24 protein-coding genes and 1 pseudogene are annotated in these 20487 nt (G+C 65.2%); 11 read left to right on the forward strand and 14 right to left on the reverse strand.

The window, feature by feature from the left end; genetic code table 11:
• Positions 1-3 precede the first annotated feature (3 nt).
• The 3 genes from ACKWRH_RS19730 to ACKWRH_RS19740 all read right to left on the reverse strand — a co-directional run bounded on the left by ACKWRH_RS19730 (position 4) and on the right by ACKWRH_RS19740 (position 3597).
• On the reverse strand, positions 4-2085 hold the full coding sequence (locus tag ACKWRH_RS19730; RefSeq protein WP_445221948.1) for a methyl-accepting chemotaxis protein: 2082 nt from the start codon (positions 2083-2085) through the stop codon (positions 4-6).
• A gap of 100 nt (positions 2086-2185) precedes the next feature.
• On the reverse strand, positions 2186-2971 hold the full coding sequence (locus ACKWRH_RS19735) for a 2-keto-4-pentenoate hydratase (protein WP_445221949.1): 786 nt from the start codon (positions 2969-2971) through the stop codon (positions 2186-2188).
• A 14-nt stretch (positions 2972-2985) separates the two neighbouring features.
• Positions 2986-3597, reverse strand: a complete 612-nt coding sequence (locus tag ACKWRH_RS19740; protein WP_445221950.1) for a TetR/AcrR family transcriptional regulator — start codon at positions 3595-3597, stop codon at positions 2986-2988.
• A 103-nt stretch (positions 3598-3700) separates the two neighbouring features.
• On the opposite strand from ACKWRH_RS19740, the gene ACKWRH_RS19745 reads away from it, so the two are divergent.
• Both ACKWRH_RS19745 and ACKWRH_RS19750 read left to right on the forward strand, forming a co-directional pair.
• Positions 3701-4183: a tautomerase family protein gene (locus ACKWRH_RS19745; RefSeq protein WP_445221951.1), complete on the forward strand. Its 483-nt coding sequence runs from the start codon at positions 3701-3703 to the stop codon at positions 4181-4183.
• A gap of 40 nt (positions 4184-4223) precedes the next feature.
• Positions 4224-5000, forward strand: coding sequence for a crotonase/enoyl-CoA hydratase family protein (locus tag ACKWRH_RS19750; protein ID WP_445221952.1), 777 nt, complete (start codon positions 4224-4226; stop codon positions 4998-5000).
• Between the two features lie 22 nt (positions 5001-5022).
• On the opposite strand, the pseudogene ACKWRH_RS19755 reads toward ACKWRH_RS19750, so the two are convergent.
• Positions 5023-5459 (reverse strand): annotated as a pseudogene (locus ACKWRH_RS19755) (DUF1810 domain-containing protein).
• A gap of 190 nt (positions 5460-5649) precedes the next feature.
• Between ACKWRH_RS19755 and ACKWRH_RS19760 the strand changes: the two are divergent.
• The 3 genes from ACKWRH_RS19760 (at position 5650) to ACKWRH_RS19770 (ending at position 8224) form a co-directional block, all read left to right on the forward strand.
• Positions 5650-6633 (forward strand): DUF2778 domain-containing protein, encoded by a 984-nt coding sequence (locus tag ACKWRH_RS19760; RefSeq protein WP_445222441.1) that lies wholly within the window; start codon positions 5650-5652, stop codon positions 6631-6633.
• 64 nt (positions 6634-6697) lie between these two features.
• Positions 6698-6955, forward strand: a complete 258-nt coding sequence (locus ACKWRH_RS19765) for a hypothetical protein (protein ID WP_014495671.1) — start codon at positions 6698-6700, stop codon at positions 6953-6955.
• Positions 6956-7132: 177 nt separating this feature from the next.
• Positions 7133-8224 carry a TRAP transporter substrate-binding protein gene (locus tag ACKWRH_RS19770; RefSeq protein ID WP_445221953.1) on the forward strand — a complete coding sequence of 364 codons (1092 nt, stop codon included), beginning with the start codon at positions 7133-7135 and terminating at the stop codon, positions 8222-8224.
• A 147-nt stretch (positions 8225-8371) separates the two neighbouring features.
• On the opposite strand, the gene ACKWRH_RS19775 is transcribed toward ACKWRH_RS19770, so the two are convergent.
• The 6 genes from ACKWRH_RS19775 to ACKWRH_RS19800 all read right to left on the reverse strand — a co-directional run bounded on the left by ACKWRH_RS19775 (position 8372) and on the right by ACKWRH_RS19800 (position 13582).
• The gene (locus tag ACKWRH_RS19775) at positions 8372-9154 is read right to left on the reverse strand and encodes an ABC transporter ATP-binding protein (RefSeq protein WP_028151793.1); all 783 of its coding nucleotides are present in this window, start codon (positions 9152-9154) and stop codon (positions 8372-8374) included.
• Positions 9142-10197, reverse strand: coding sequence for a dihydrodipicolinate synthase family protein (locus ACKWRH_RS19780; protein WP_445221954.1), 1056 nt, complete (start codon positions 10195-10197; stop codon positions 9142-9144). Before ACKWRH_RS19780 ends, ACKWRH_RS19775 begins: the two co-directional genes overlap by 13 nt.
• A gap of 6 nt (positions 10198-10203) precedes the next feature.
• Entirely contained in the window at positions 10204-11025 is an 822-nt protein-coding gene (locus ACKWRH_RS19785) for a GNAT family N-acetyltransferase (RefSeq protein ID WP_445221955.1), read from the reverse strand.
• Positions 11012-12049: an NAD-dependent epimerase/dehydratase family protein gene (locus ACKWRH_RS19790; protein WP_445221956.1), complete on the reverse strand. Its 1038-nt coding sequence runs from the start codon at positions 12047-12049 to the stop codon at positions 11012-11014. The genes ACKWRH_RS19785 and ACKWRH_RS19790 overlap by 14 nt, the downstream gene beginning before the upstream one ends.
• Before the next feature lie 30 nt (positions 12050-12079).
• Entirely contained in the window at positions 12080-12850 is a 771-nt protein-coding gene (locus ACKWRH_RS19795) for an ABC transporter permease (RefSeq protein WP_445221957.1), read from the reverse strand.
• 84 nt (positions 12851-12934) lie between these two features.
• Positions 12935-13582: a TetR/AcrR family transcriptional regulator gene (locus ACKWRH_RS19800; RefSeq protein WP_028151788.1), complete on the reverse strand. Its 648-nt coding sequence runs from the start codon at positions 13580-13582 to the stop codon at positions 12935-12937.
• Between the two features lie 99 nt (positions 13583-13681).
• On the opposite strand from ACKWRH_RS19800, the gene ACKWRH_RS19805 reads away from it, so the two are divergent.
• Positions 13682-14698 (forward strand): ABC transporter substrate-binding protein, encoded by a 1017-nt coding sequence (locus ACKWRH_RS19805; RefSeq protein ID WP_445221958.1) that lies wholly within the window; start codon positions 13682-13684, stop codon positions 14696-14698.
• 40 nt (positions 14699-14738) lie between these two features.
• Here the strand turns inward: ACKWRH_RS19805 and panB are convergent, their stop codons facing one another.
• On the reverse strand, positions 14739-15560 hold the full coding sequence (gene panB, locus ACKWRH_RS19810; protein ID WP_445222442.1) for a 3-methyl-2-oxobutanoate hydroxymethyltransferase: 822 nt from the start codon (positions 15558-15560) through the stop codon (positions 14739-14741).
• A gap of 476 nt (positions 15561-16036) precedes the next feature.
• Between panB and minC the strand changes: the two genes are divergently transcribed.
• The 4 genes from minC (at position 16037) to ACKWRH_RS19830 (ending at position 18247) form a co-directional block, all read left to right on the forward strand.
• The gene (minC, locus tag ACKWRH_RS19815) at positions 16037-16735 is read left to right on the forward strand and encodes a septum site-determining protein MinC (protein ID WP_445221959.1); all 699 of its coding nucleotides are present in this window, start codon (positions 16037-16039) and stop codon (positions 16733-16735) included.
• Positions 16736-16756: 21 nt separating this feature from the next.
• Positions 16757-17572: a septum site-determining protein MinD gene (gene minD, locus ACKWRH_RS19820; protein ID WP_445221960.1), complete on the forward strand. Its 816-nt coding sequence runs from the start codon at positions 16757-16759 to the stop codon at positions 17570-17572.
• Complete coding sequence (minE, locus tag ACKWRH_RS19825) at positions 17569-17850, forward strand: cell division topological specificity factor MinE (RefSeq protein WP_063983590.1); 282 nt, start codon at positions 17569-17571, stop codon at positions 17848-17850. Before minD ends, minE begins: the two co-directional genes overlap by 4 nt.
• A 211-nt stretch (positions 17851-18061) precedes the next feature.
• Positions 18062-18247 carry a hypothetical protein gene (locus ACKWRH_RS19830; protein ID WP_445221961.1) on the forward strand — a complete coding sequence of 62 codons (186 nt, stop codon included), beginning with the start codon at positions 18062-18064 and terminating at the stop codon, positions 18245-18247.
• Between the two features lie 25 nt (positions 18248-18272).
• On the opposite strand, the gene ACKWRH_RS19835 is transcribed toward ACKWRH_RS19830, so the two are convergent.
• Positions 18273-18521 (reverse strand): hypothetical protein, encoded by a 249-nt coding sequence (locus ACKWRH_RS19835; protein WP_445221962.1) that lies wholly within the window; start codon positions 18519-18521, stop codon positions 18273-18275.
• 110 nt (positions 18522-18631) lie between these two features.
• On the reverse strand, positions 18632-19021 hold the full coding sequence (locus ACKWRH_RS19840; RefSeq protein WP_028151781.1) for a hypothetical protein: 390 nt from the start codon (positions 19019-19021) through the stop codon (positions 18632-18634).
• A gap of 128 nt (positions 19022-19149) precedes the next feature.
• Between ACKWRH_RS19840 and ACKWRH_RS19845 the strand changes: the two genes are divergently transcribed.
• A complete protein-coding gene (locus tag ACKWRH_RS19845; RefSeq protein WP_445221963.1) occupies positions 19150-19932 on the forward strand; it encodes an SDR family NAD(P)-dependent oxidoreductase in 783 nt (260 codons plus the stop codon).
• Between the two features lie 95 nt (positions 19933-20027).
• Here ACKWRH_RS19845 and ACKWRH_RS19850 read toward each other — a convergent pair whose 3' ends face one another.
• The gene (locus ACKWRH_RS19850) at positions 20028-20258 is read right to left on the reverse strand and encodes a DUF6894 family protein (protein ID WP_445221964.1); all 231 of its coding nucleotides are present in this window, start codon (positions 20256-20258) and stop codon (positions 20028-20030) included.
• Positions 20259-20487: the final 229 nt, after the last annotated feature.

Genomic DNA, 20487 nt, shown 5'->3' on the forward strand with positions numbered 1-20487 from the left:
TGACTAGGCGGCCCTGACCTCGCCGAGGAAACGGTCGAACTGTCCAGCCAAGTCGCGCGACTGGGTCGAGAGCTGCTCGGCCGCGCCCAGCACTTCCCTCGCGGCCGCACCGGTGTCGTCGGCGGCGCGCTGCACGCCCGATATGTTGCTGTTGACCTCCTGGGTGCCGCGCGCGGCCTCCTGCACGCTGCGGGAGATCTCCCGGGTCGCCGAGCCCTGTTCCTCGATCGCAGCCGCGATCGCGGTGCCGATCTGGTCGATCTCGGCGATGACGTCGGCGACGTTGCGGATCGCGTTCACGGTCTCGTCGCTTGCGGACTGGATCGCGGTGATCTGCTCGGAGATTTCGGTGGTGGCCTTGGCGGTCTGGCCCGCCAGCGATTTCACTTCGGATGCTACGACCGCAAAGCCGCGGCCGGCATCGCCGGCGCGGGCGGCTTCGATGGTCGCGTTGAGCGCCAGCAGATTGGTCTGCTCGGCAATGCTCTGGATCAGCGTGACGACGTCGCCGATCTTCTGGGCGCCCTCGGCGAGCGCGCGCGCGGTGTCGCCGGTGCGGCGGGCGTTGTCGACGGCGCGGGCCGCGATCTCGGTGCTTTGGGCCACCTGACGGCCGATCTCGGAGATCGAGGAGGTCAGCTCTTCGGTCGCGCTCGCGACCGTCTGCACGTTGGTCGAGGTCTGCTGCGAGGCGGCGGCGACGACCGCGGCCTGGCTGTTGGTCTGGGCCGCCGTCGAGGTCATCGACTGCGCCGTGCTTTCCATGGTGGAGGAAGCGCGGGACAGGCCGCCGACCAGCTCGGTGACCTTGGCCTCGAAGGCGCGGGTGAGCCCGTCGAGCGCCTGGGCGCGGCGCATCTTGCCGTCGTTCTCGGCCTGCTTCTCCGCCGCGAGCCGGTCGGCCCGGATCATGTTGTCCTTGAACACCTGGACGGCCGCGGCCATCGCGCCGATCTCGTCGGAGCGCTCGGAACCGGGGATATCTTCCGCAACGTCGCCGTCGGCAAGCCGCGACATCCGGCTCGTCAGGTTGACGATCGGGGCACACACGCGGCGGCGGACCACGGCGATGAGGCCGGCGCTGGCGATCAGCACAGCGAGCAGGCCGACGAGGGCGATGGTGAAGCTGGTGCGCGCGGCTGCCGACGCTCCGGCGAGGATCTGCTCGGCATTGTCGTAGAAGGCATCGCGAACATCGATGATGGTGCTGAGGCCGCGCTGGGTGGCGGTGTAATAGGTGTCCACGTCGTGCTCGTACTTGCCGGTGACCGCACCTTCCTTCACCAGCTTGAGCTCGCGGCCGAACTCCTCGATATAGACCGAGTTGAACTTCTCCAGTGCGGCGGCGACGTTCGCCGGAGTTGCGGGATTGCCGCGCAGCTCCAGCAGCGACATCACGATCTGATCGTTGCGGCCCTGCGAGCGGCTGATATCGGCTTTCTCGGTGTCGGTCGCCGGTTTCTTGCCGCCGACGAGATTCTTGTGCAGGCTGGAGTTGAAGCCGCCGACGTCGCGCAATGTCATCGCGATGTTGGCGTAGCTGGCCTGCCGGTAAGCGTCGCCGTTGAGGATCGCCATGCGGCGGACTTGCTCGTTGAGCAGTGCGGTCACGCCGCCGTTGAGCACGGCGTTGTCGGCGACGATCTTCTTGGCCGCGTCCTTGCGCGCCTCGACCGGTCCCGCCATCGCCTTGTCGATGGCCTCACGCAGCGCGGTGAACTTTGCATTGATGCCGTCGATGTTGCTGCCGATGGTGGCGCCGTCGTCGAACGGACCCGGCAGCTCCTTGCGCCGCGCATTCATCTTGTCGCGCGCGCCGTCGGTCTGCTTGCGCAGCTTGTCATGCTCGGAAAGCTGCGCCGGATCGTAGGTCGCCGGACCGTAGAGGATGTTGGTCGCAAAGCCGCGCTCGGGGTTGAGATAGCGCGGGATGTCGCTGACGGCGCGGACGATGGCGAGTCGGCCCTGCGCCTCGGCGATCTTGTCCATGGTCTGGTACTTCGTCACGGCGACGTAGACGGCGAGGCCGCCGCCCACGGTCGAGAGCGAGACGATGGCGGTGGTCAGGAGCGTACCGATTTTCATGATCTATCCGGCAATTGGCGCGGGGAGTATTATTTTGCACGGAAGATAGGCAGGCGATGTTAATCCCGGGTTTACGCTGGTGGCCCCGATTGCCGCGTCTTTAGGCGTAGGTCGCGCTCACAGTTCCGAGCGGACCGAAATCGGCGACGTATGTCTCGCCCGCCTTCGGCCGCAGCATGCCGGTGAGCGTGCCCGTGCTGATGGTCTGCCCCGCCTTGAGGCCGATGCCGGTCCGCGACAGCTCGTTGGCGAGCCAGGCGAGCGGCACCAGCGGATGATCGATCGCCTCCGCAGCGCTGCCACGCCGTCGCTCGACGCCGTCGCAATTGAGAACGACGTCCTGATTCGCGATGTCGCGGCTACGCCAATCGGCGATGGGCTCACCAAGCACGATCGTTCCGGACCCGGAGCCATCGGCGAGGATCGCGGGCATCGCTGGAAACGCCGCATCGTGAACGAAGCGGCATTCGGCGAGCTCGATGCCGGGATGCAGTGAAGCGACGGCATCGCCGACCTCTTCCACCGTATAGGGTCTTGCGCGCGGCGGCAGGTCGGCGCCGAGGCGTGCCTGGTACTCGACCTCCGGGATCGGGCTGCACTGCCTGGCATGCTCGACGCTCGCCGGTGAGGCCTGGATCAGGGGCGCGAACACTCGCCCGTAGATCGGCGAGGAGATGCGAAGCTGGCGCTGGAGCCCGGGCTTCATGCCGGCGATCTTCCAGCCGACGACGTCCCAGCCCAACTCCTCCTCCACCATCTGCGCGATGCGGTACGCCGTGTCGGCATCCGGCGGCACCAGCCGTTCCTCGAGGCCGCTCCGTTGACGGCCTTCGCGGCGCAAATCGGCGAGATGGCGGGCGAGTTCGCGTTGTCGGGAGGAATCCATCGGTACGTCTCCATCTATCCGGTAGTACGGGCGAGGGCGGTGGAGAGGACCGTCTCCAGCTCCTCTTGAACCTGATCGAGCGCATCCGCGCTGCGGCTCGCGCGGCACATCGCAACCGTGCCCTCGATCGAGGCGACGACGAGTGTTGCAAGCCGCTCCGCCCGTTCCGCAGCAAGGCCTTCGCGCAGCAAGGCCGCGTGCATGATCTGACGCCAGTCGGCGAACACGCCGTCAGCGAGATCGAGCAGATGCTGCTGCGCCGTCTCGTTGTCCTTGTCGGAGGCCTCGGCGACATAGCGGTCGACGGCGACGGCGAGCACCGGGCAGCCGGCCTCGAAGCCGCTTGCTTCCAGCCGTCGGCGCCACGATGCGACGAACGCTTTGAGGCCGTCGATCGTGCCGCGTTCGTTCATGGCCCTCTCCAAGGGAATGGACACCTGCTTGCCGGCGAAGGTCACGGCTTCGCCGATCAATTGCCGCTTGCCGTCCGGGAAGTGGTGACTGATCGATCCGCGCGGCGTCGCCGTATGGCGGACGACATCACGCATGCTGGTCGCGTTGACGCCGCGCCGGCTCATCAGGTCAGCGGCGCCGGCGATCATCTTGTCGCGCGTGGTGGTTGTCATCGAATGTCCCGCGGTTGGCTTCCTCATCTAGACTATGACGCTTGACATAGGCAAGCGTCGCTGAAATATGACGATTGTCATATTCGTGGAAGCGGAGATCACCTTGACCATCATCACCGTGACGGCACCCGCCGGCAGGCTCGGTCTGGCCCAGCGCCGCCGCCTTGCGGAAAGCCTGACCGACGCCGTGCTGGTGCCGGAAGTCGGTCAGCCTGCGCCGGCGGCGCGAATGGGTTTCCAGGTCCATTTCCACGACCTGCCGCCCGACTGCATGGCAATCGGCGGCCGGCTCCTGTCCGAGCAGGACACCCCCCGCGATGTCATGACCGTCAATATCGCGGTGATGAGCGCGGCCTGGCCTGCCGAGGTGCGGGCGGAGGTGATCCGCAACGTGCTGGCCCGGCTGGCGGAGGCCTGCGGCATGCAAGCGCCGTCGCCGACCTGGTGGGTCAATTTCGAGATCATCGACGAGGGAAGCTGGGGATCGCGCGGGGGCGTACTCTCAATCCTCCAGCTCCTGGACTCCGGCGTGTTCACGCCGGAGCGGATCGACGCGATCCGCTCGGCCGTTCAGCCGCCGGCCTGATTTGCTGCCAACATCAAGCGATCAATCTGGAGAAAAACGAATGAGCGAAGGTCAGATCCGCACCGAGGTGCACGGCCATGTTTTCAAGATCGTCATCGACAACGTTGCGAAGAAGAACGCGTTCACGCCGGCGATGATGGAGCAATTGTCCGATGCGTTGACCGAACTGCATGACAACGAGGCCTACCGCGTCGGCGTGATCTGGGCCGAGGGCAACGATTTCACCGCCGGGCTCGATATGCCGAAGTTCTTCGGCCCCGCCGCGGAGAAGCGTAACATCAAGGAGGGCAATGTCGATCCGTTCGGGCTCAGCAAACGCTGCCGAAAGCCTATTATCACCGCCGTGCAGGGCATCGTGTTCACCATCGGCATCGAGCTGATGCTTGCTGGCGACATCGTGGTGGCTGCCGCGGATTCGCGCTTCTGCCAGATGGAGTCCAGGCGCGGCATCGCGCCGCTTGGCGGTGCACATTTCCGCTTCCTCTCGCGCGCCGGCTGGGGCGATGCGATGTACCATTTGTTCCTGTGCGACGAGTTTTCAGCCGAGCGTGCCCACGCGATCGGCCTCGTGCAGGAGGTCGTGCCGTCGGGAGAGCAGGGCGAGCGGGCGATGGCGCTCGCCGCGATCATCGCGCGCAACGCGCCGCTCGGCATTCAGGTCACCAAGGAAGCCGCGGCGAAATATGTCGAAGGCGGTGAGGCGGCCGCGATTGCCTTCATTCCGAAAATCCGCGACCGCGTGCTCGCCAGCGCCGACGCGAAGGAAGGTATTCAGTCCTTCATCGAGCGTCGCGCGGCCGTCTTCCAGGGGCGCTGAGAAGGGCCGCTGATTCCGCGCGTTACGCCGGCCGATCGAGCTTCGACAGCATCTCCAGCGTGGCGCCGTCGCGCTCACCGGCGAAATACCGGGCGAGCGCCTCGCCGAAAACGGGCTCGTCGGACACGGCGCCGAACAGCGTCATCGACGAACGGAATTTGGCGTCGTCGGGCGCGCCGAGGATCGCGTTGATGGTCCGTCCTTCGACCGCGAGCATGAGGCGGGTGCATTCGATCAGGCGCGAGCCGAGGACAGGGTGGGCGAGGTAAGCCTCGGCCTCCGCCCGCGAGCCGATGGCGTAGCGCTGCGACATGGCGCTGAAACCGAGGCCGGCGACTGCGGGAAGACGAACCACATCCAGTGAGTCTGTTTCCGGCCCCGGGCCAGCTCCCCCTGGACGTCGCGAAAAACCGGGTCCTGGGCCCTGACGAAGCGCTCTAGATCGAAAGGATCGGTCATTGGATACCTCAAGGGGGGCTTGCCGGCCGCGATTATGCCTAACTTTTGGCTCCCAATGCGATAGCTGGTATAGAGTCTCCGGACGGGGGTTGGGCCCTCCGGGGGTCGATTTGGGGATCTGATGGTTTCCGACCGCGCAAGCGCCGAAAGGCTGTTGTCGCGCCGCCGTATTGGGCGAGCGGAGACGATACTGCTGTCTTTGGCAGCCGTCGCGCTGGCACTGGGAGCTGCCGCCTGGGTCGCGGACATCGGCGATTCGACGCCGCTGGTCACCGCCTCACTGCCTCCGGCCACCGCACTGCCTCCGGCCAATGGCCCTTCGTTTGACGACCGTTTCGCTTCGGTATCCAGCAGCCCGCCCGCCCGTGACTTCGGCCTGCGGTCGCTGGAGCGCTCGGCGGTGAGCGCGGTCCAGCTCAAGCTGCGCGACGCCAAAGCGATGCTGGCCCAAAAACTCCAGGGCGACGACTGGCGCTCGACCCTGACCGGCTCGACCCTGACCGATGACGACCGGCACGTGGTTGACGAGACCAGGCCGTCGCAGCGCGCCGACGTCATCCCGGTGCCGCGCTCGCGCCCGGCCCAGGCAGACCTCGCGTCCCAGATTGCCTCGAGCCAGGCCTATGCCGAGACCAATCCGAGGGTCGACAACCGCAATTTCTTCGAGAAGTTTACAGCCAAGATCAAGCTGGCCTCGCTGACTCCTGGCGACGGCCTGTTCGCCAAGGCGCCGGACCTCGCCGCCCTCGGCTACGATTCGCGCACGGCGGTCTATGACATCAAGGCCAAGGCGCTTTACCTGCCGAGCGGCGTCGCCCTGGAAGCGCATTCGGGCATGGGCGCGCTGATGGACGACCCGGAGCATGTCGACCAGCGGATGGTGGGTGCGACCCCGCCCGCGACCTACGATCTGAAGCCGCGTGAAAAGCTGTTCCACGGCATCCGCGCGCTGCGCCTGACGCCGACCGAGGGTACCAGCGCGCTTGGCCGCGTCGGGCTGCTCACCCACAGCTACATGCTCGGACCGCGCGGCGACTCCAACGGCTGCGTCTCGATCAAGGACTATGATCGTTTCCTCAAGGCCTGGGACAATGGCGAGTTCAACCGCCTGGTCGTGGTGCCGAGCCTGAGTGGATCGGCGATAGCCGCGCAACGCGCCAGCACCGACTCCTGATATTTGCCGAACGGCGGGGCTGCCGTTTCCCCTTCGTTAAGCCGTCATCCTCCAGAAGCAGCCCATGAGTGATCCCCAGAGTTCCGAGACCCCGCTGCGTACGACGTTCAAGATCAAGCTGAATGGCGACACGCTGGCGATTGCGACCGTCGGCCAAGCCTATCAATTCCTCACCAACTTCAAATCGGTCGAGTGGATGGAATTCCGCTCGCTCCATGAAGAGGCGGTCGCGGCGCTCGAAGGCGCGGCGGACAACGCCATGCTCGCGGTGCAGGCGACCAACGCCGTGCGCGCGCTGTTCGTGAGCGCGAAGCTGCTCTGAGCGGCCTTTCAACGCGCTCTCGTCGCCCGGATTGCGCTGCGCTCCATCCGGGCTACGGACGCCGGCAGGCCTTCCGCTCCCAGCTTGAACTCCGCTATAGGAACGGGCAAACGGTCCGCGAAGACCGTGGCCAGACGCCGATATGTTTGAAACTTACTCCCAGGGAGAGACCCCAACATGAAACGCCGTACATTCCTCAAGGGCGGCGCGGTCGCCGGCGCGACGACGCTGGTTGCTGCACCTGCGATTGCGCAAGGCGCGCCCGAGATCAAATGGCGCCTGACCTCGAGCTTCCCGAAGTCGCTCGACACCATCTACGGCACGGCGCAGACCTTTGCGAAATACGTTGCGGAAGCCACCGACAACAAATTCCAGATCCAGACCTTTGCGGCCGGCGAGCTCGTCCCCGGCCTCCAGGCGCTCGATGCCGTCAGCGTCGCGTCCGTCGAGATGGCGCAGACGCCGCTGTATTTCTACATCGGCAAGGAGCCGGCGCTGGCCTACGCGACCGGCGCGCCGTTCGGCATGAACCACCGCCACCAGGAATCCTGGTGGCATTTCGGCGGCGGCGCCGACCTCACCAACGAGGCGCTGAAGCCGTTCAAGACGCACGCCATCCTCTGCGGCAATTCCGGCACCCAGATGGGCGGCTGGTTCCGCAAGGAGATCAAGACCGTCGACGATCTCAAGGGTCTCAAATTCCGCATCGCCGGCATGGGCGGCCATGTGCTGGCCAGGCTCGGCATCGTGCCACAGCAGCTCGCCGGCGGCGACGTCTATGCGGCGCTGGAGAAGGGCTCGATCGACGCCGCTGAATTCGTCGGTCCCTATGACGACGAGAAGCTCGGTTTCCAGAAGGTCGCGAAGTACTATTACTTCCCCGGCTGGTGGGAAGGCGGCGCGATGCTGCACATGATCGTCAATGACGAGAAGTGGGCGAGCTTGCCGAAACAGTACCAGGCGATCGTCAATCAGGCTGCCTCGGCGGCCGGCGCCTGGATGCTGGAGAAATACGACAGCGTGAATCCGGCGGCCCTGAAGCGGCTGATCGCCAACGGCGCGGAACTGAAGGCGTTCCCGCAGCCGGTGCTGGAGGCCTGCTACAACGCGACCCAAGAGCACCTGAACGAGCTCGCCGCCAAGAGCGACCTGTTCAAGCGCACCAAGGAAAGCCACGACGCCTATATGAAGGAGTTGCTGTTCTACACGCAGATCGCGGAAAACTTCTACGACAACTATCTGCTCAGCAAGATGCGAAATAAGACTTGATGACGAGCAGGGCGCGGTGACTACGTCGTGCCCCGCTCTCGTAGGGTGGGCAAAGGCGCACTTGCGCCGTGCCCACGTTCTTTGCGTCAAGTGCAATGGTGGGCACGCTTCGCTTTGCCCACCCTACGGATTCTATCGTGTGGTGAATTACGCCGCGCCCAAACCCAGCTTCGCATAGATCCGCCGCGCATAGGCGCCGAATGCATCGGTCGTCTTGAGCGGCAGGTCGCGCGGGAAGGGCAGGTCGATCGGGAAGTAGTCGGCCATCTTCGCCGGGCCCGCCGTCAGCACGGCGCAGTGCGAGGACAGGAACACGGCTTCCTGGATCGAGTGCGTGACGAAGATGATGGTCTTGCCGCTCTCGCGCCAGATCCGCAGCATCTCCAGATTCATCTGCTCGCGCGTCAGGGCGTCCAGCGCGCCGAACGGCTCGTCCATCAGGATCAGTTTTGGATCGTGAATGAAGGCCCGCGCGATCGCGGTGCGTTGCTGCATGCCGCCTGAGAGCTCTCGCGGATATTTCTGCTCGTAGCCGGCAAGCCCGACCAGGTTGAGCAGATCGCGCGCCCGCTCGCGCGCGGCCTTGATCGGCAGGCCAACGATCTCGGCCGGCAACAGCACGTTGTCCAGGATGGTGCGCCACTTCAGCAGCAGTGCCTGCTGGAATACCATGCCGATGTCGCGGGTCGGATCGAACGGGCTTTTGGCATTGCCAATTCTGACGGTGCCGCCGTCGGCGCCGTGCAGGCCGGCCAAAATCTTCATCACCGTGGTCTTGCCGCAGCCGGAGGGGCCGACCAGCGAGACGAGCTCACCTTCCTGCACGTCCATCGTGACGTCCGATACCGCCAGGAACTCGGCGCCGCCGCTGCGATAGACCTTTCGGACGCCGCTCAGGCTGATGAAGGGCTCGGCGCTCATGCCAGCCATTTGCTCAGATTGGCGGCGACGAACGCATCGTCGCCGAGGTCGGCGTGCTCGCGATAGACGCGGTCGATCTCCTCTTTCTGGCCGGGGCTGAGGCCCTCGTTCGAGTCGAGGCACCACAGGCCCTGCATCAGGCCCTGACGCCGCAGCACCTCGTGGCAACCGGCGATGCAGCCGTGAAAATTGTTGGCGACGTCGAAGAAGGCGCTGTTGCAGTCGGTGACGCGGGCATCGAGGGCGAGCAGATCGGCCGGCACGGCCTCCTTGTGCCGCGCCGCCTTGCAGCGCTCGAACTGCTTGATGGCGCTGGCGGTCCACACCGACCAATGGCCGAGCAGACCGCCCTTGAAATAGGTGCGCGTGGTGATGCCGTTGTCGCGGAGATCGAACGGCAGCATCAGGTCGAGCAGGATGTGGTCGTCATTGCCGGTGTAGAGCGCGACGCGATCGAGCGCACCGGCCGCCGCGACGCCGCGCAACACGTCGAGCGTGCGATAGCGGTTGAACGGCGCGATCTTGATCGCGATCACATTGTCGATCGCGGCGAAGCGCTGCCAGAACCGGCTCGACAGGACGACCCCGCCGACGGCCGGCTGGAGATAGAAGCCGACCAGCGGGATCTCGGCGGCGACCGCCGTGCAATGCGCAATGATCTCATCCTCGGAGGCGCTCTTCATCGCGGCGAGGCTGAGAAGCCCTGCGTGATAGCCGATATCGCGCGCGGTGCGGGCTTCAGCCATTGCCTGGCTTGTTGGACCGGCGAGCCCTGCGACCATCGCCAGCGGTCGCCTGGTCCAGTTGGCTGCGGTCTCGGCGGCGAGTTCGAGCACCGGACGATAGAGACCGACATCGCGGATCGCGAATTGCGTGGTGTGGACGCCGACCGCAAGGCCGCCCGAGCCGGCGTCGACGTAATAGCGCGTCAGCGCGCGCTGATGCTTTTTGTCGAGCTGGCGCTCCGCCGTGAGCGCGAGGGGGTGCGCCGGCAGCACGGTGCCGTCGGCGATCAGCTTGCGGACGTCGCTGTTGATCTGGCTGTGGTGCATGATGTCCTATCCGAATTCAGGGCCGGCAACGGCGAATGGCGTTTCCTTGGCAGCGGTGGTGGCGGGGCCGAACCGCATGCGCTGGAACGGCCGCTCGATGATCCAGCCCGAGGCGGTCAATCCGTCCAGGAATGCGGCTTGCGACGCAACGGCATCGATCAGAACCGGGCCGGTCTCGGAGCGCGCGATCGCATGAACCAGGGCCAGCGCCGGCGCGGCATTGTTGGCAAACAACGGCCCGATATGGCGCGCGGTTCGGCCGTCGCGAACCAGCGCGATGGCGCCATGCGCTGCGACGATCCGCGAGCCGGAGCGCAGGGCGATGGCGGAGAGGAGCGCGGTGCGGTCGAAACCGGTCGCGCGCCGGTCCCGCGCCCGCAGCGCATCGATGGTTGCCGATGAAGACGGTGGGGCTGCGGCTCGCCCGGATTTCACCAGCTTCAGCCGGCGCAATTGCAGCGTCGGCGTGAAGCCGAGCGGGCCGTAGACCGCGGCGCCGTCGGGCGTCGCGTCGAGCCAGCTCGTCAGGCCGTTCTTGCGCGCGGTTTCCAGGCAGGCATCGACGAGACGGGTGGCGAGGCCGCGGCGGCGATGGGTGCCTGATACCAGCACCATGCTGATCCAGGCGTTGTTGCCGGAATAGGGCAGCAGCGCTGCGGTCGCGACCAGCCGCATGCCGTCGCGAATACCGAACACGACGCCATCGCGCAGGAAAACGCGCCAGTCCTCCTCGGTCTGGTTCCACTGCGCTTCCGTCGACAGCACCAGCCCGGCGATCGCGTCGTCGACGGCGAGCTTGAGGATGGGCGGACCGTCAGTAGCGTCCATCGCGCACCTCGTATTTGGTGGGCTTCCCGAGGCTTGGCATGGCGCGGGACACCCAGTCCGCGGTCCAGGCGATCAACTGCTCGGTGTCGACCACCGGCAGGCCGAACAGCTCGACAGCTTTCGACGTGTCGGTGAGCCACGCCGTCGGTTCTTCCTTGCCTGTCAGCACCGGCGCGCGGCCGAAGCGCGCGCCGAATTTTGCTGCGAGATCGCGCACCGCCAAAATCTCGTGGCCGCTGACATTGATTGGCGAGGTCGGTGCGGTGCAATGCGCAAGGCACCGCAGCGCCTGCGCGGACGCATCGCCCTGCCAGATGAAATTGACGTGGCCGAGACTGACATCGATCGGGGTGCCCGTCAGCACCTTCGTGGCGATATCGTGCAGCACGCCATAGCGCATGTCGATCGCGTAATTAAGCCGGAACAGCCGGCCCGGCGTCGAAAACTTGCGCGAAAAATACTCGAACATGCGCTCGCGGCCGACGCAGGACTGGGCGTATTCGCCGGGCGGATTCGGCGCCATGTCCTCGGTCGCGCCTTTGCCGTCGACGGGGACGAAGGGATAAATGCAGCCGGTCGAGAACGCCACGATGCGCGACGTCGGGAAGGCCTGCGCGACCAGCGCCGGCACATGCGCATTCATCGCCCAGGTCAGTGACAGGTCGCCCTCGGCGCCGAACTTGCGGCCGGCCATGAAGACGATGTTCGGCGCCTTCGGCAGGGCCTGAATCGCGCTCTCGTCCATCAGGTCGCAACTAATCGTCTCGACGCCGCGCGCGTGCAGCCAGTCCTTGACGCTCGCGTCGCTGAAGCGGGCGACGCCGATGACGCGGCGATCGGGTGCGGCGGCTTTCGCGAGCCCCGCCAGCGTCGGTCCCATCTTGCCGGCGACGCCGAGGATCATGATGTCACCCTCGACCTTCTTGAGGTCGTCGATCAGCGCCTGGGTCGGCCGGCACAGGAGATCGTCGAGGGCTGCGATATCCGGGATCGTCTTCGGCAGTGTCTGGCGGCTGAGCAGCATGGATCGGTCCTTGTCGTTAGTTCTGCCGTTTCAAGTTTGCCTCGTGTCGCCGACCACGAACATGCGTTCGAGGGCGAGGACCAGGCCGTAGAGAGCGACGCCGAGCAGGGTCAGCAGCACGACGGCCATCACCATCGCGGGCGTGTCGAGCGACGACTGCACCTGGATCATGAGATAACCGAGCCCGCGCTCGGAGGCGATGAACTCGCCGACGATGGCGCCGGCCACCGCGAGGATGGCGCCGACCTTCATGCCGGAGAACACGTAAGGCAGCGATCCCGGCAACTGGATCTTGCGGAACAGCGTCCAGCGCGAACCGCGCAGCGATTTGACGAGATCGAGCAGGTCCGGCTCGACCTCGCGCAGGCCGCGCGCGGTGGTCAGCAGGATCGGGAAGAAGCAGATGCTGAAGGCGATCAGAATGTTCGGCACGATGCCGTAGGAGAACCAGACGATGAAGAGCGGGCCGAGCGCGACCTTCGGGATCATGTTCATCGTCACGAACAGCGGCAGCAGCACGAGGCTGAGCAGCGGTGCCCAGCTGAAGATCACGGCCAGCGCGACGCCGACGAACGCGCCGAGCGCGAAGCCGCCGAGGATCTCGATCGCCGTGACCAGCGTGTTGGCGCCCCAGGCATAGCTCGCGGTGCCCAGCGTCTGCACCGTCGCGAGCGGGGAGGGCAGGATGAATTTCGGTACATGGAAGGCATCGACCGCGACCTGCCAGAGCACGAGCACGGCGAGATGCACGATCAGAATGATCGCAAAGCTGCGCGAGGTGCGTGCGCCGTCTCCGGTCACCGGTTGCTCCCTGTTGCCAGCGGCCACCTTGCCGCTGTTCGTCAGCCTAACCGGCCTTGCGGGAAGTTTCAACCAGTTGGTTGATTAAGGCCGGAGCGAATGCAGCAAGAGGTCGACGACATGCCTGCGGCGGGCGCGCCTTGCCGCCCGGCTCGACAGGTCCTTGCCGAAGATCGCCGACAGCGTCGGCGTGTTGGAGAGATAGAAATAGCTGAGGCCCGCGATGGAGATATAGAGCTGGATCGGATCGATCCCCTTGCGGAACATGCCGGCGCGGACGCCCTCGTGGAGGATGTGGGAGACGCTCTTCACCAGCGGCGAATGCATTGCCTCCAGCCGCGTCGAGCCGCGGACGTGGCGGGCGCCGCCGCGGTTCTCGTCGTTCAGAAGCACGATGAAATCGGGGTTCGTCGCGAGGTAATCGAACGAGGCCTCGATCAGCTTCCGGATCGCCTTTTCCGGCGGCAGGCCTTCGAGGTTGAGCTGGCGCTCCTGCTCGCGGATGTCGGCGTAGACCCATTCGAGCACGGCGAGATAGAGCGCGTCCTTGTCGCCGAAGTAGTGGTAGACGAGCTGCTTGTTGACGCCCGCGCGCTCGGCGATCTCGTCGACGCGGGCGCCGGCAAAGCCGTGCCGGGCGAACTCCAGGCGCGCCGCGGTGAGCAGCTTCTTGCGGGTGGCGACGGGATCGCGCCGCTGCGGCACGGTGTCGCCTGAACGTTTTGCGGGCATTTCCAACCAGACAGTTGACAAGTCGAGGGCGGCTTGTTGCATTGGTATCCTCACACGGGGAGAGCGACAAGCCGGGTCGCGGCAATGAGGAGGGATGCGATGAAGCGTTTGCAGGCTGCGGGCTCGGCTTTGGCATTGGCCCTGATGCTCGGTGTGCCGGCGGTGCCGGCGAGCGCGGGCGAGGCGGTCAATCTGATCCTGAACTGGACGCCGACGGCCGACCATTCGCCGTTCTATTACGCCAAGGCGCAGGGCTGGTTCGAGAAGGCCGGCATCGACCTGACCATCGAGGTCGGCAAGGGCTCCGGCGTCTCCGCCGCCAAGGTCGGCTCGGGCGGCTCAGCCTTCGGCATCGCCGATCTCGCCACCATGCTGGTCGCCAAGAGCAAGGGCGCGGACGATGTCGCGCTGATGAGCATCTACGCCAACACCGGCCAGACGTTTTATTGGCTGAAGAGCTACGGCGTGAATGGCGTGAAGGATTTTCCGAGCCACAAGATCGGCAACCCGCCCGGCGACGCCTCGCGCGTGATGTGGCCGGCCTTTGCGAAGGCCGCAGGCATCGCGCCTGATGCCGTCAGCTTCGTCAATATCGGCCCGACCGCGAAGATCGCAGCGCTGAAGAGCCATACCGTCGACATCATCAGCGACTTCTACAACGAGCACGATCTCAAGGTGATCGAGTTCGGGCCCGACCTCGGCTTCGTCAACTGGAAGGACATCGGGCTCAACCCCTACGGCAATTCGCTGATCGTCAACGGCGCCTATCTCCAGAAGAATCCCAAGCTGGTCGAGGAGTTCGTGCGCGTCTCGCAGAAGGCCTTTGCGGCTTGCGTCGCCGACGTCACGCCGTGCCTGAAGGCGCTGCTCGACCAGGTCTCCGGTCTCGACAAGGAGAACCAGGAGCGGCAGTGGGAGCGCATCAAGTATTTGATGACCGACGAGTTCACGACCACCAAGGGTCTCGGCTGGATCGACGGCGAGCGGATGAAGAAGGACTATGAGCTGGTCCAGACCTATCTCGGCATGGAGAAGCCGTTCGACGTGACCACGGCGTTCACGACCAAGATGCTGGATCCCGCCGTCAAGATGGACGCGAGCAAGGTGAAGAAGTAGGGGGAGCCGTGAGCGGTGCCTGACCGCTTGCTGCGCATCGTCAGCTTTTCTTCATCTCGTAGACGTGTTCAGGCCCGGGAAAGGCGCGTGACCGCACGTCGGTGGCATACCCTTCGATCGCCGCTTCGATGGCCGGACCAAGATTGCCGTAGCGCCGGACGAATTTCGGGGTTCGTGGCGACAGCCCGAGCATGTCCTCGAGCACGAGCACCTGACCGTCGCAGGCTGCGCTCGCACCGATGCCTATGGTGGGGATCACAATCGTCTCCGTAATCTTGCGCGCCAACGGTTCGGCCACGGCTTCGACAACGACCGAGAATGCACCGGCATCGGCGACGGCCTTCGCATCGTCCTCGATCGGGCCCCAGTCCACCTCGTTGCGCCCCTGGGCACGAAACGAACCGAGCGTGTTGATGGATTGCGGCGTGAGGCCGATATGACCCATCACCGGAATGCCGCTCCCGGACAGGAATGCAATCGTCTCCGCCATGCGAACGCCGCCTTCAAGCTTCACCGCGCCGCATTGCGTCTCCTTCATGATCCGCACCGCGGAGTTGAACGCCTGCTCCCTGGAGGCTTCATACGAGCCGAACGGCATGTCGACCACGACCAGCGCCTGCTTCGAGCCCCGCATTACCGCGGCGCCCTGAAGGATCATCATGTCGAGCGTAACCGGCACCGTCGTTTCGAAGCCGTGCATGACGTTGCCAAGGGAATCGCCGACCAGGATGACGTCGCAATGCCGATCCACCAGTGCGGCCGTATGCGCGTGATAGGACGTCAGCATCACGATCGGCTCGCCTTGCTTGCGTGCACGGATGTCCGGCGCGGTCTTGCGCCTGATGGAAGACTGAATTGACATGATCGGCTCCGTCCACGGGGGAGGCGGATCCAAACCAGATGTCACCACCGTGTCAATCCGGATGATCGGTCCTGCAATCACAATGGACGGCGCGAGGTGAGTGGGCAGGGGGGCGCACGCCGCCTCTACGGCGTCATTGCGAGCGTAGCGAAGCAATCCAGAGTCTCTCCGCGGAAGCAGGCCGGATTGCTTCGCGGCGCTCGCAATGAGGAGACCAAGGGGTCAGTGCTTCGACATTCTCAGTGTCATCGCCCGCGAAGGCGGGCGATCCAGTATTCCAGAGGCCGTGCCGTGATGCGGATAAGCCGCGGCGTACTGATGCCGCGGTCAAGCCGGGGCATGACAGTGGCGTGCTGGGCGAGAGCGCCCTGCCGCGAGCCAGCCACCCCCATGTGACTCCACGGAGAAATTAACCAGCCATTAACCAAATCCGCCGCATCGTTAACCATTCAATAACAAGGATCGAGTCGGCCGCTATGGAGGCTGCAGCAAAAGTCCAACGCCAAATGGTGCGCCTGCGCGGGCGCTCCTACGTGGCCTTCGTGTTCGTGCCGACGGTCCCGATCCAGGACTGGCTGCAGGAGATCGACGCCACGATTGCGCGCTCGCCGGGCTTCTTCGCCGGCCGGCCCGTGGTGATCGATCTGTCCTCGGTCGATCTCAGCCAGTCCGGCATCGGCCATCTGCTCAGCAGCCTTCACGACCGGAACATCCGGGTGCTCGGGATCGAGGGGGTGGAGGAGGGCCGGCTGACGCCGACCATGCCGCCGCTGCTCTCGGGCGGGCGCAGCTGCGTGGTCGAGCCGAGCGCGCCGAAGAAGGCCGAGGCGAAGGCCGTAACCAAGCCGACCTCGCTCCTGCTCGAAAGCCCGGTGCGCTCGGGCCAGACCGTGATCTTCCCGGAAGGCGACGTCACCATTCTGGGCTCGGTCGGCTCCGGCGCCGAAGTCGTCGCCGGCGGTTCCATCCACATCTACGGCGCCCTGCGCGGCCGCGCCATGGCGGGGGTCAACGGGCACACGAGCGCCCGCATCTTTTGTCAGAAGATCGAGGCTGAACTGCTTGCAATTGATGGATTTTACCAGACTGCGGACGACATCGACGCCGCCTTGCGCGGCAAGCCGGCGCAGGCCTGGCTGCAGGGGAATACCATGCGAATTACAGCACTGGACTGACCAGCAAAGGAGACATTTCAGATGAGTAAGGTACTGGTCGTGACATCAGGCAAGGGCGGGGTCGGCAAGACCACGACGACCGCTGCGCTGGGGGCTGCGCTGGCACAGAGCGGCGACAAGGTCGTCGTCGTCGATTTCGACGTCGGCCTGCGCAACCTCGACCTCGTCATGGGCGCCGAACGCCGCGTCGTGTTCGATCTCATCAACGTGGTGCAGGGCGTCGCAAAGCTGCCGCAGGCGCTCATCCGCGACAAGCGGCTGGAGAATCTCTGGCTGCTGCCGGCCTCGCAAACCCGCGACAAGGATGCGCTGACGGAAGAGGGCGTCGGCAAGGTCATCGACGATTTGCGCGACCGCTTCGACTGGGTGATTTGCGACAGCCCGGCCGGCATCGAGCGCGGCGCCTCCATGGCGATGCGCTTTGCGGACGAGGCCGTGATCGTCACCAATCCGGAAGTCTCCTCGGTGCGCGATTCCGACCGCATCATCGGCATGCTCGATTCCAAGACGGTGCGGGCCGAGAAGGGCGACCACGTCCAGAAGCACATTCTCATCACCCGCTACGATGCCACACGCGCCGCGCGCGGTGAGATGCTGACCATCGACGACATCCTCGAGATCCTGGCCACGCCCTTGCTCGGCATCATCCCCGAGAGCCAGGACGTGCTGAAGGCCTCCAATGTCGGCACGCCGGTGACGCTGTCGAACGCGGACGGCGCACCGGCCCGGGCCTATATCGACGCGGCGCGGCGGCTTTGCGGTGACACCGTGCCGATGCAGGTGCCGGCTGAACGCAGGCGCTTCATGGATCGCCTGCTGCGACGGAGGGCTGCATGAGCATGGGTCTGCTTCGGCTTCTCCGCGGCAAGAAGGCCTCGGCACCCGTCGCACGCGAACGGCTGCAGATCCTGCTTGCGCATGAACGCGGACTGCGCGGCCAGCCCGACCTGCTCGGCGTGCTGCGTGAGGAAATTCTCGCCGTTGTGTCCAGGCACGTCACGCTGGATCCGACCAAGGTCATCGTGCGCCTGGAGCGCGGCGACGAGGTGTCGACCCTGGAGGTCGATATCGAGGTGCCGAACGATTTGGAGCGCAAGCGCGCGGCGGTCGGGTAGGGGACGCGGCCGAAGACTTCCAGTTTGGGGTGGGTGAAAAGGCGGTTCGCTGGGCATAGCGGACCGCCTTTGTCTTGCTTCCTCGTCAGCTCGAATTCCAGGCCTGCCGATGTGATCGGCCGTGGGCGGAACGGGTCCTGCGCCGAAATCGTTGTCAGAGACCGCGGAGAGCCGAGGCAGGCGCTGCGGTTTCCTGAACAGGAGAGCGCCCATGATATCCGAGCTCCAGGTCCACACCATCGCGCGCCAGATGTTGGAAAAGCATGGTTTCGCTGCGATTGCGAAGGCGGCCGAACAGGCGCAGGCCTGTGAAGGCCGCGGCGAGGCCGATGAGGCCAAGGAGTGGCGTCACATCGAGGACGCCATGAAGATCATCCGCGGGCCGGCCAACAGCTAATAACACGCGGCAAGCGCGAGCGCGCTCAGCGTTCCCCGCGGTCGGCGCCCGGCTGCGAAGTGCGATTTTGTGTCTGCGGCTGGGGGCGCTCGCCTGTCTCTTTGCAGGGAAGCGGTTCCCACGAGCCGTCGGGCGCCTGCTGGTAGGCGCTACAGGATGTCGAGGTGGATTTTTCCTCGCCTTTCTGGGCATCGGAATTCTTCGCCAGGGCGGGCGCGGTCAGCACCGTGGCGGCCGCAAATGCGCCGGCGAAAACGAAATGGATACTCCGCATGTGAGCTCTCCTGTTCGAATTCAAAGAGGCCGCATGGTGTCGAGGATTATGACGATAGTTAGCCGCCGCGACGGTTCCGCCGCGGCGTGCTTAACGCCGCGAGAGAGCGCCTAGCCGCCCTTGCTGCGGATCAGGCCGGCAAGGTTGGTCTTCTGGGCCTCGCACCAGCCGGGCATGCCGAGGCGGCGCTGGTCCATGTCGGTCGCCTGCGTCGCGACCGCGACCTCGGCCATCAAATCGTCGTCCTGCTTCTCGCCCATCTTGCCGCCGGTGTGCATCCAGGCGATCGCCTTGCGCACCTTCTCGGTGGTGCCGTCCGGCAGCTGCATCTGCTGCGCCTTCTGCACGAGGTCCTGATAAACGAGATCGGTGTTCGGGCATTCGACCCTGGCGGCGAAGGCCTGCAAGACCATCGTCACATAGGTCGAGCGCGGATGGTCCGCGGCTTGGGCCGGCGCGGCGAGCAGTAACAGACCTGCGATCAGGAAACCGGTGCGCATCCTTGGTATCTCCTCCGTTTTTTGGGAGGCTAGCGTCCGGCAGGCCGCTCCGCAATGGTGCCGGGACGTATTTGTCGCTCCCCGGTGCGGTGCGCTATCGTCACCCCGTCCTGGCCACGGAGAGCGACATGAGCCTGTTGAGCACGCCGTTCGACCCCGCACGCGACACGGCCCTCGTCACCGGCGCAGGCAACGGCATCGGCCGCGCAATTGCGCAGGCGCTTGTCGGCGAGGGCGTTCGGACCGTGTTCGCCGATGTGAGCCTGGAACGGGTGAGTGCGGCGATCAGCGCGAGCGGCAGGCCTGAACTGGCGGTGCCGTGGGTCGGCGATCTCGCAAGGTCAGACGCTTGCGACGCCCTGCTGGCCGCCGCAGAGGCACTCGGCGAGGTCTCGCATTTCGTGCACAGCGCATCGCCGCCACGGCGGGAGGCCGACCATGCGCTCGCGGTCGACCGCAAGACCTGGCAGGAGATGCATGCCGTCAATCTCGATGCCGGATTCCATCTGGCGCGCGGGCTGGCAAAACGGCTGATCGCGGCGAAACGGCCGGGCTCGTTCCTGTTTCTCACCTCGCTGCACGCGGGCACGCCGCGCAACCTGCCGCATTACTCGACGGCGAAGGCGGGGATGGCGATGCTGGTGAAGGAGCTCGCGAAGACGCTCGGGCGTCACGACATCCGCGTCAACGCGCTGGTGCCCGGCGCGATCGCGGCGGGCGGATTCGTTGCCGATGCCTCATTGGCGAAGCACATCCCGCTCGGGCGTCTCGGCGAGGCCAAGGACCTCGCGCCGATGGCGCTTGCTGTGCTGTCGAACAAGCTCTCGGGTTACGTCACCGGCGCAGCCTTCGTCGTGGACGGCGGATTGTCGCTGACGAACTGGTTCGAGCCGCCGGAGCTGGACGACTAAAGCCCCGTTCCGATGAATCGAAACGGTGCTCTTGATGCTCGGTTCGACGCGCATTTGCGCGAACCGGTTTCCAAATCGCTCGAAAACGTTGTGGCCTAGCGTCGCCAGGCCGGCACGGGATCGAGCGGGGTGCGATAGACCTCCTTGTGATCGCGATCGGTGACGCGCACCGCGCACCCCTTCCGTTGCAACTCCGGCTTCACCTGCGACAGCTCGGTAGCCAATTGAACGGCGCGATCGGAAGCGACCTCGATATCTTCGAGGATGATTCCACCCTGGTTCTTGAACTCTTCACCAACCACGAGATCGAAGGAATAGTAGGGCATTCGAATTCCCCGGTGTGACGAATTGAGCTTCAGTGGAAGTCTCAACACATCTCGGATGATACCACTGAGTCGATATTTTCGAATGAACGGGTCGCGCAATCTCTGTGCTTATGGCGCAGAAATCATGTGCAGCATTCGCGCGCGTTAAGATTTTATTAAATATGTCGACGTGATCATAAGTCATGGAATTGCAGCAGAACCGGGCTCCGGGAACCGGCAGCTGCAAGAG

It is taken from the genome of Bradyrhizobium sp. Pa8 (assembly GCF_052588265.1).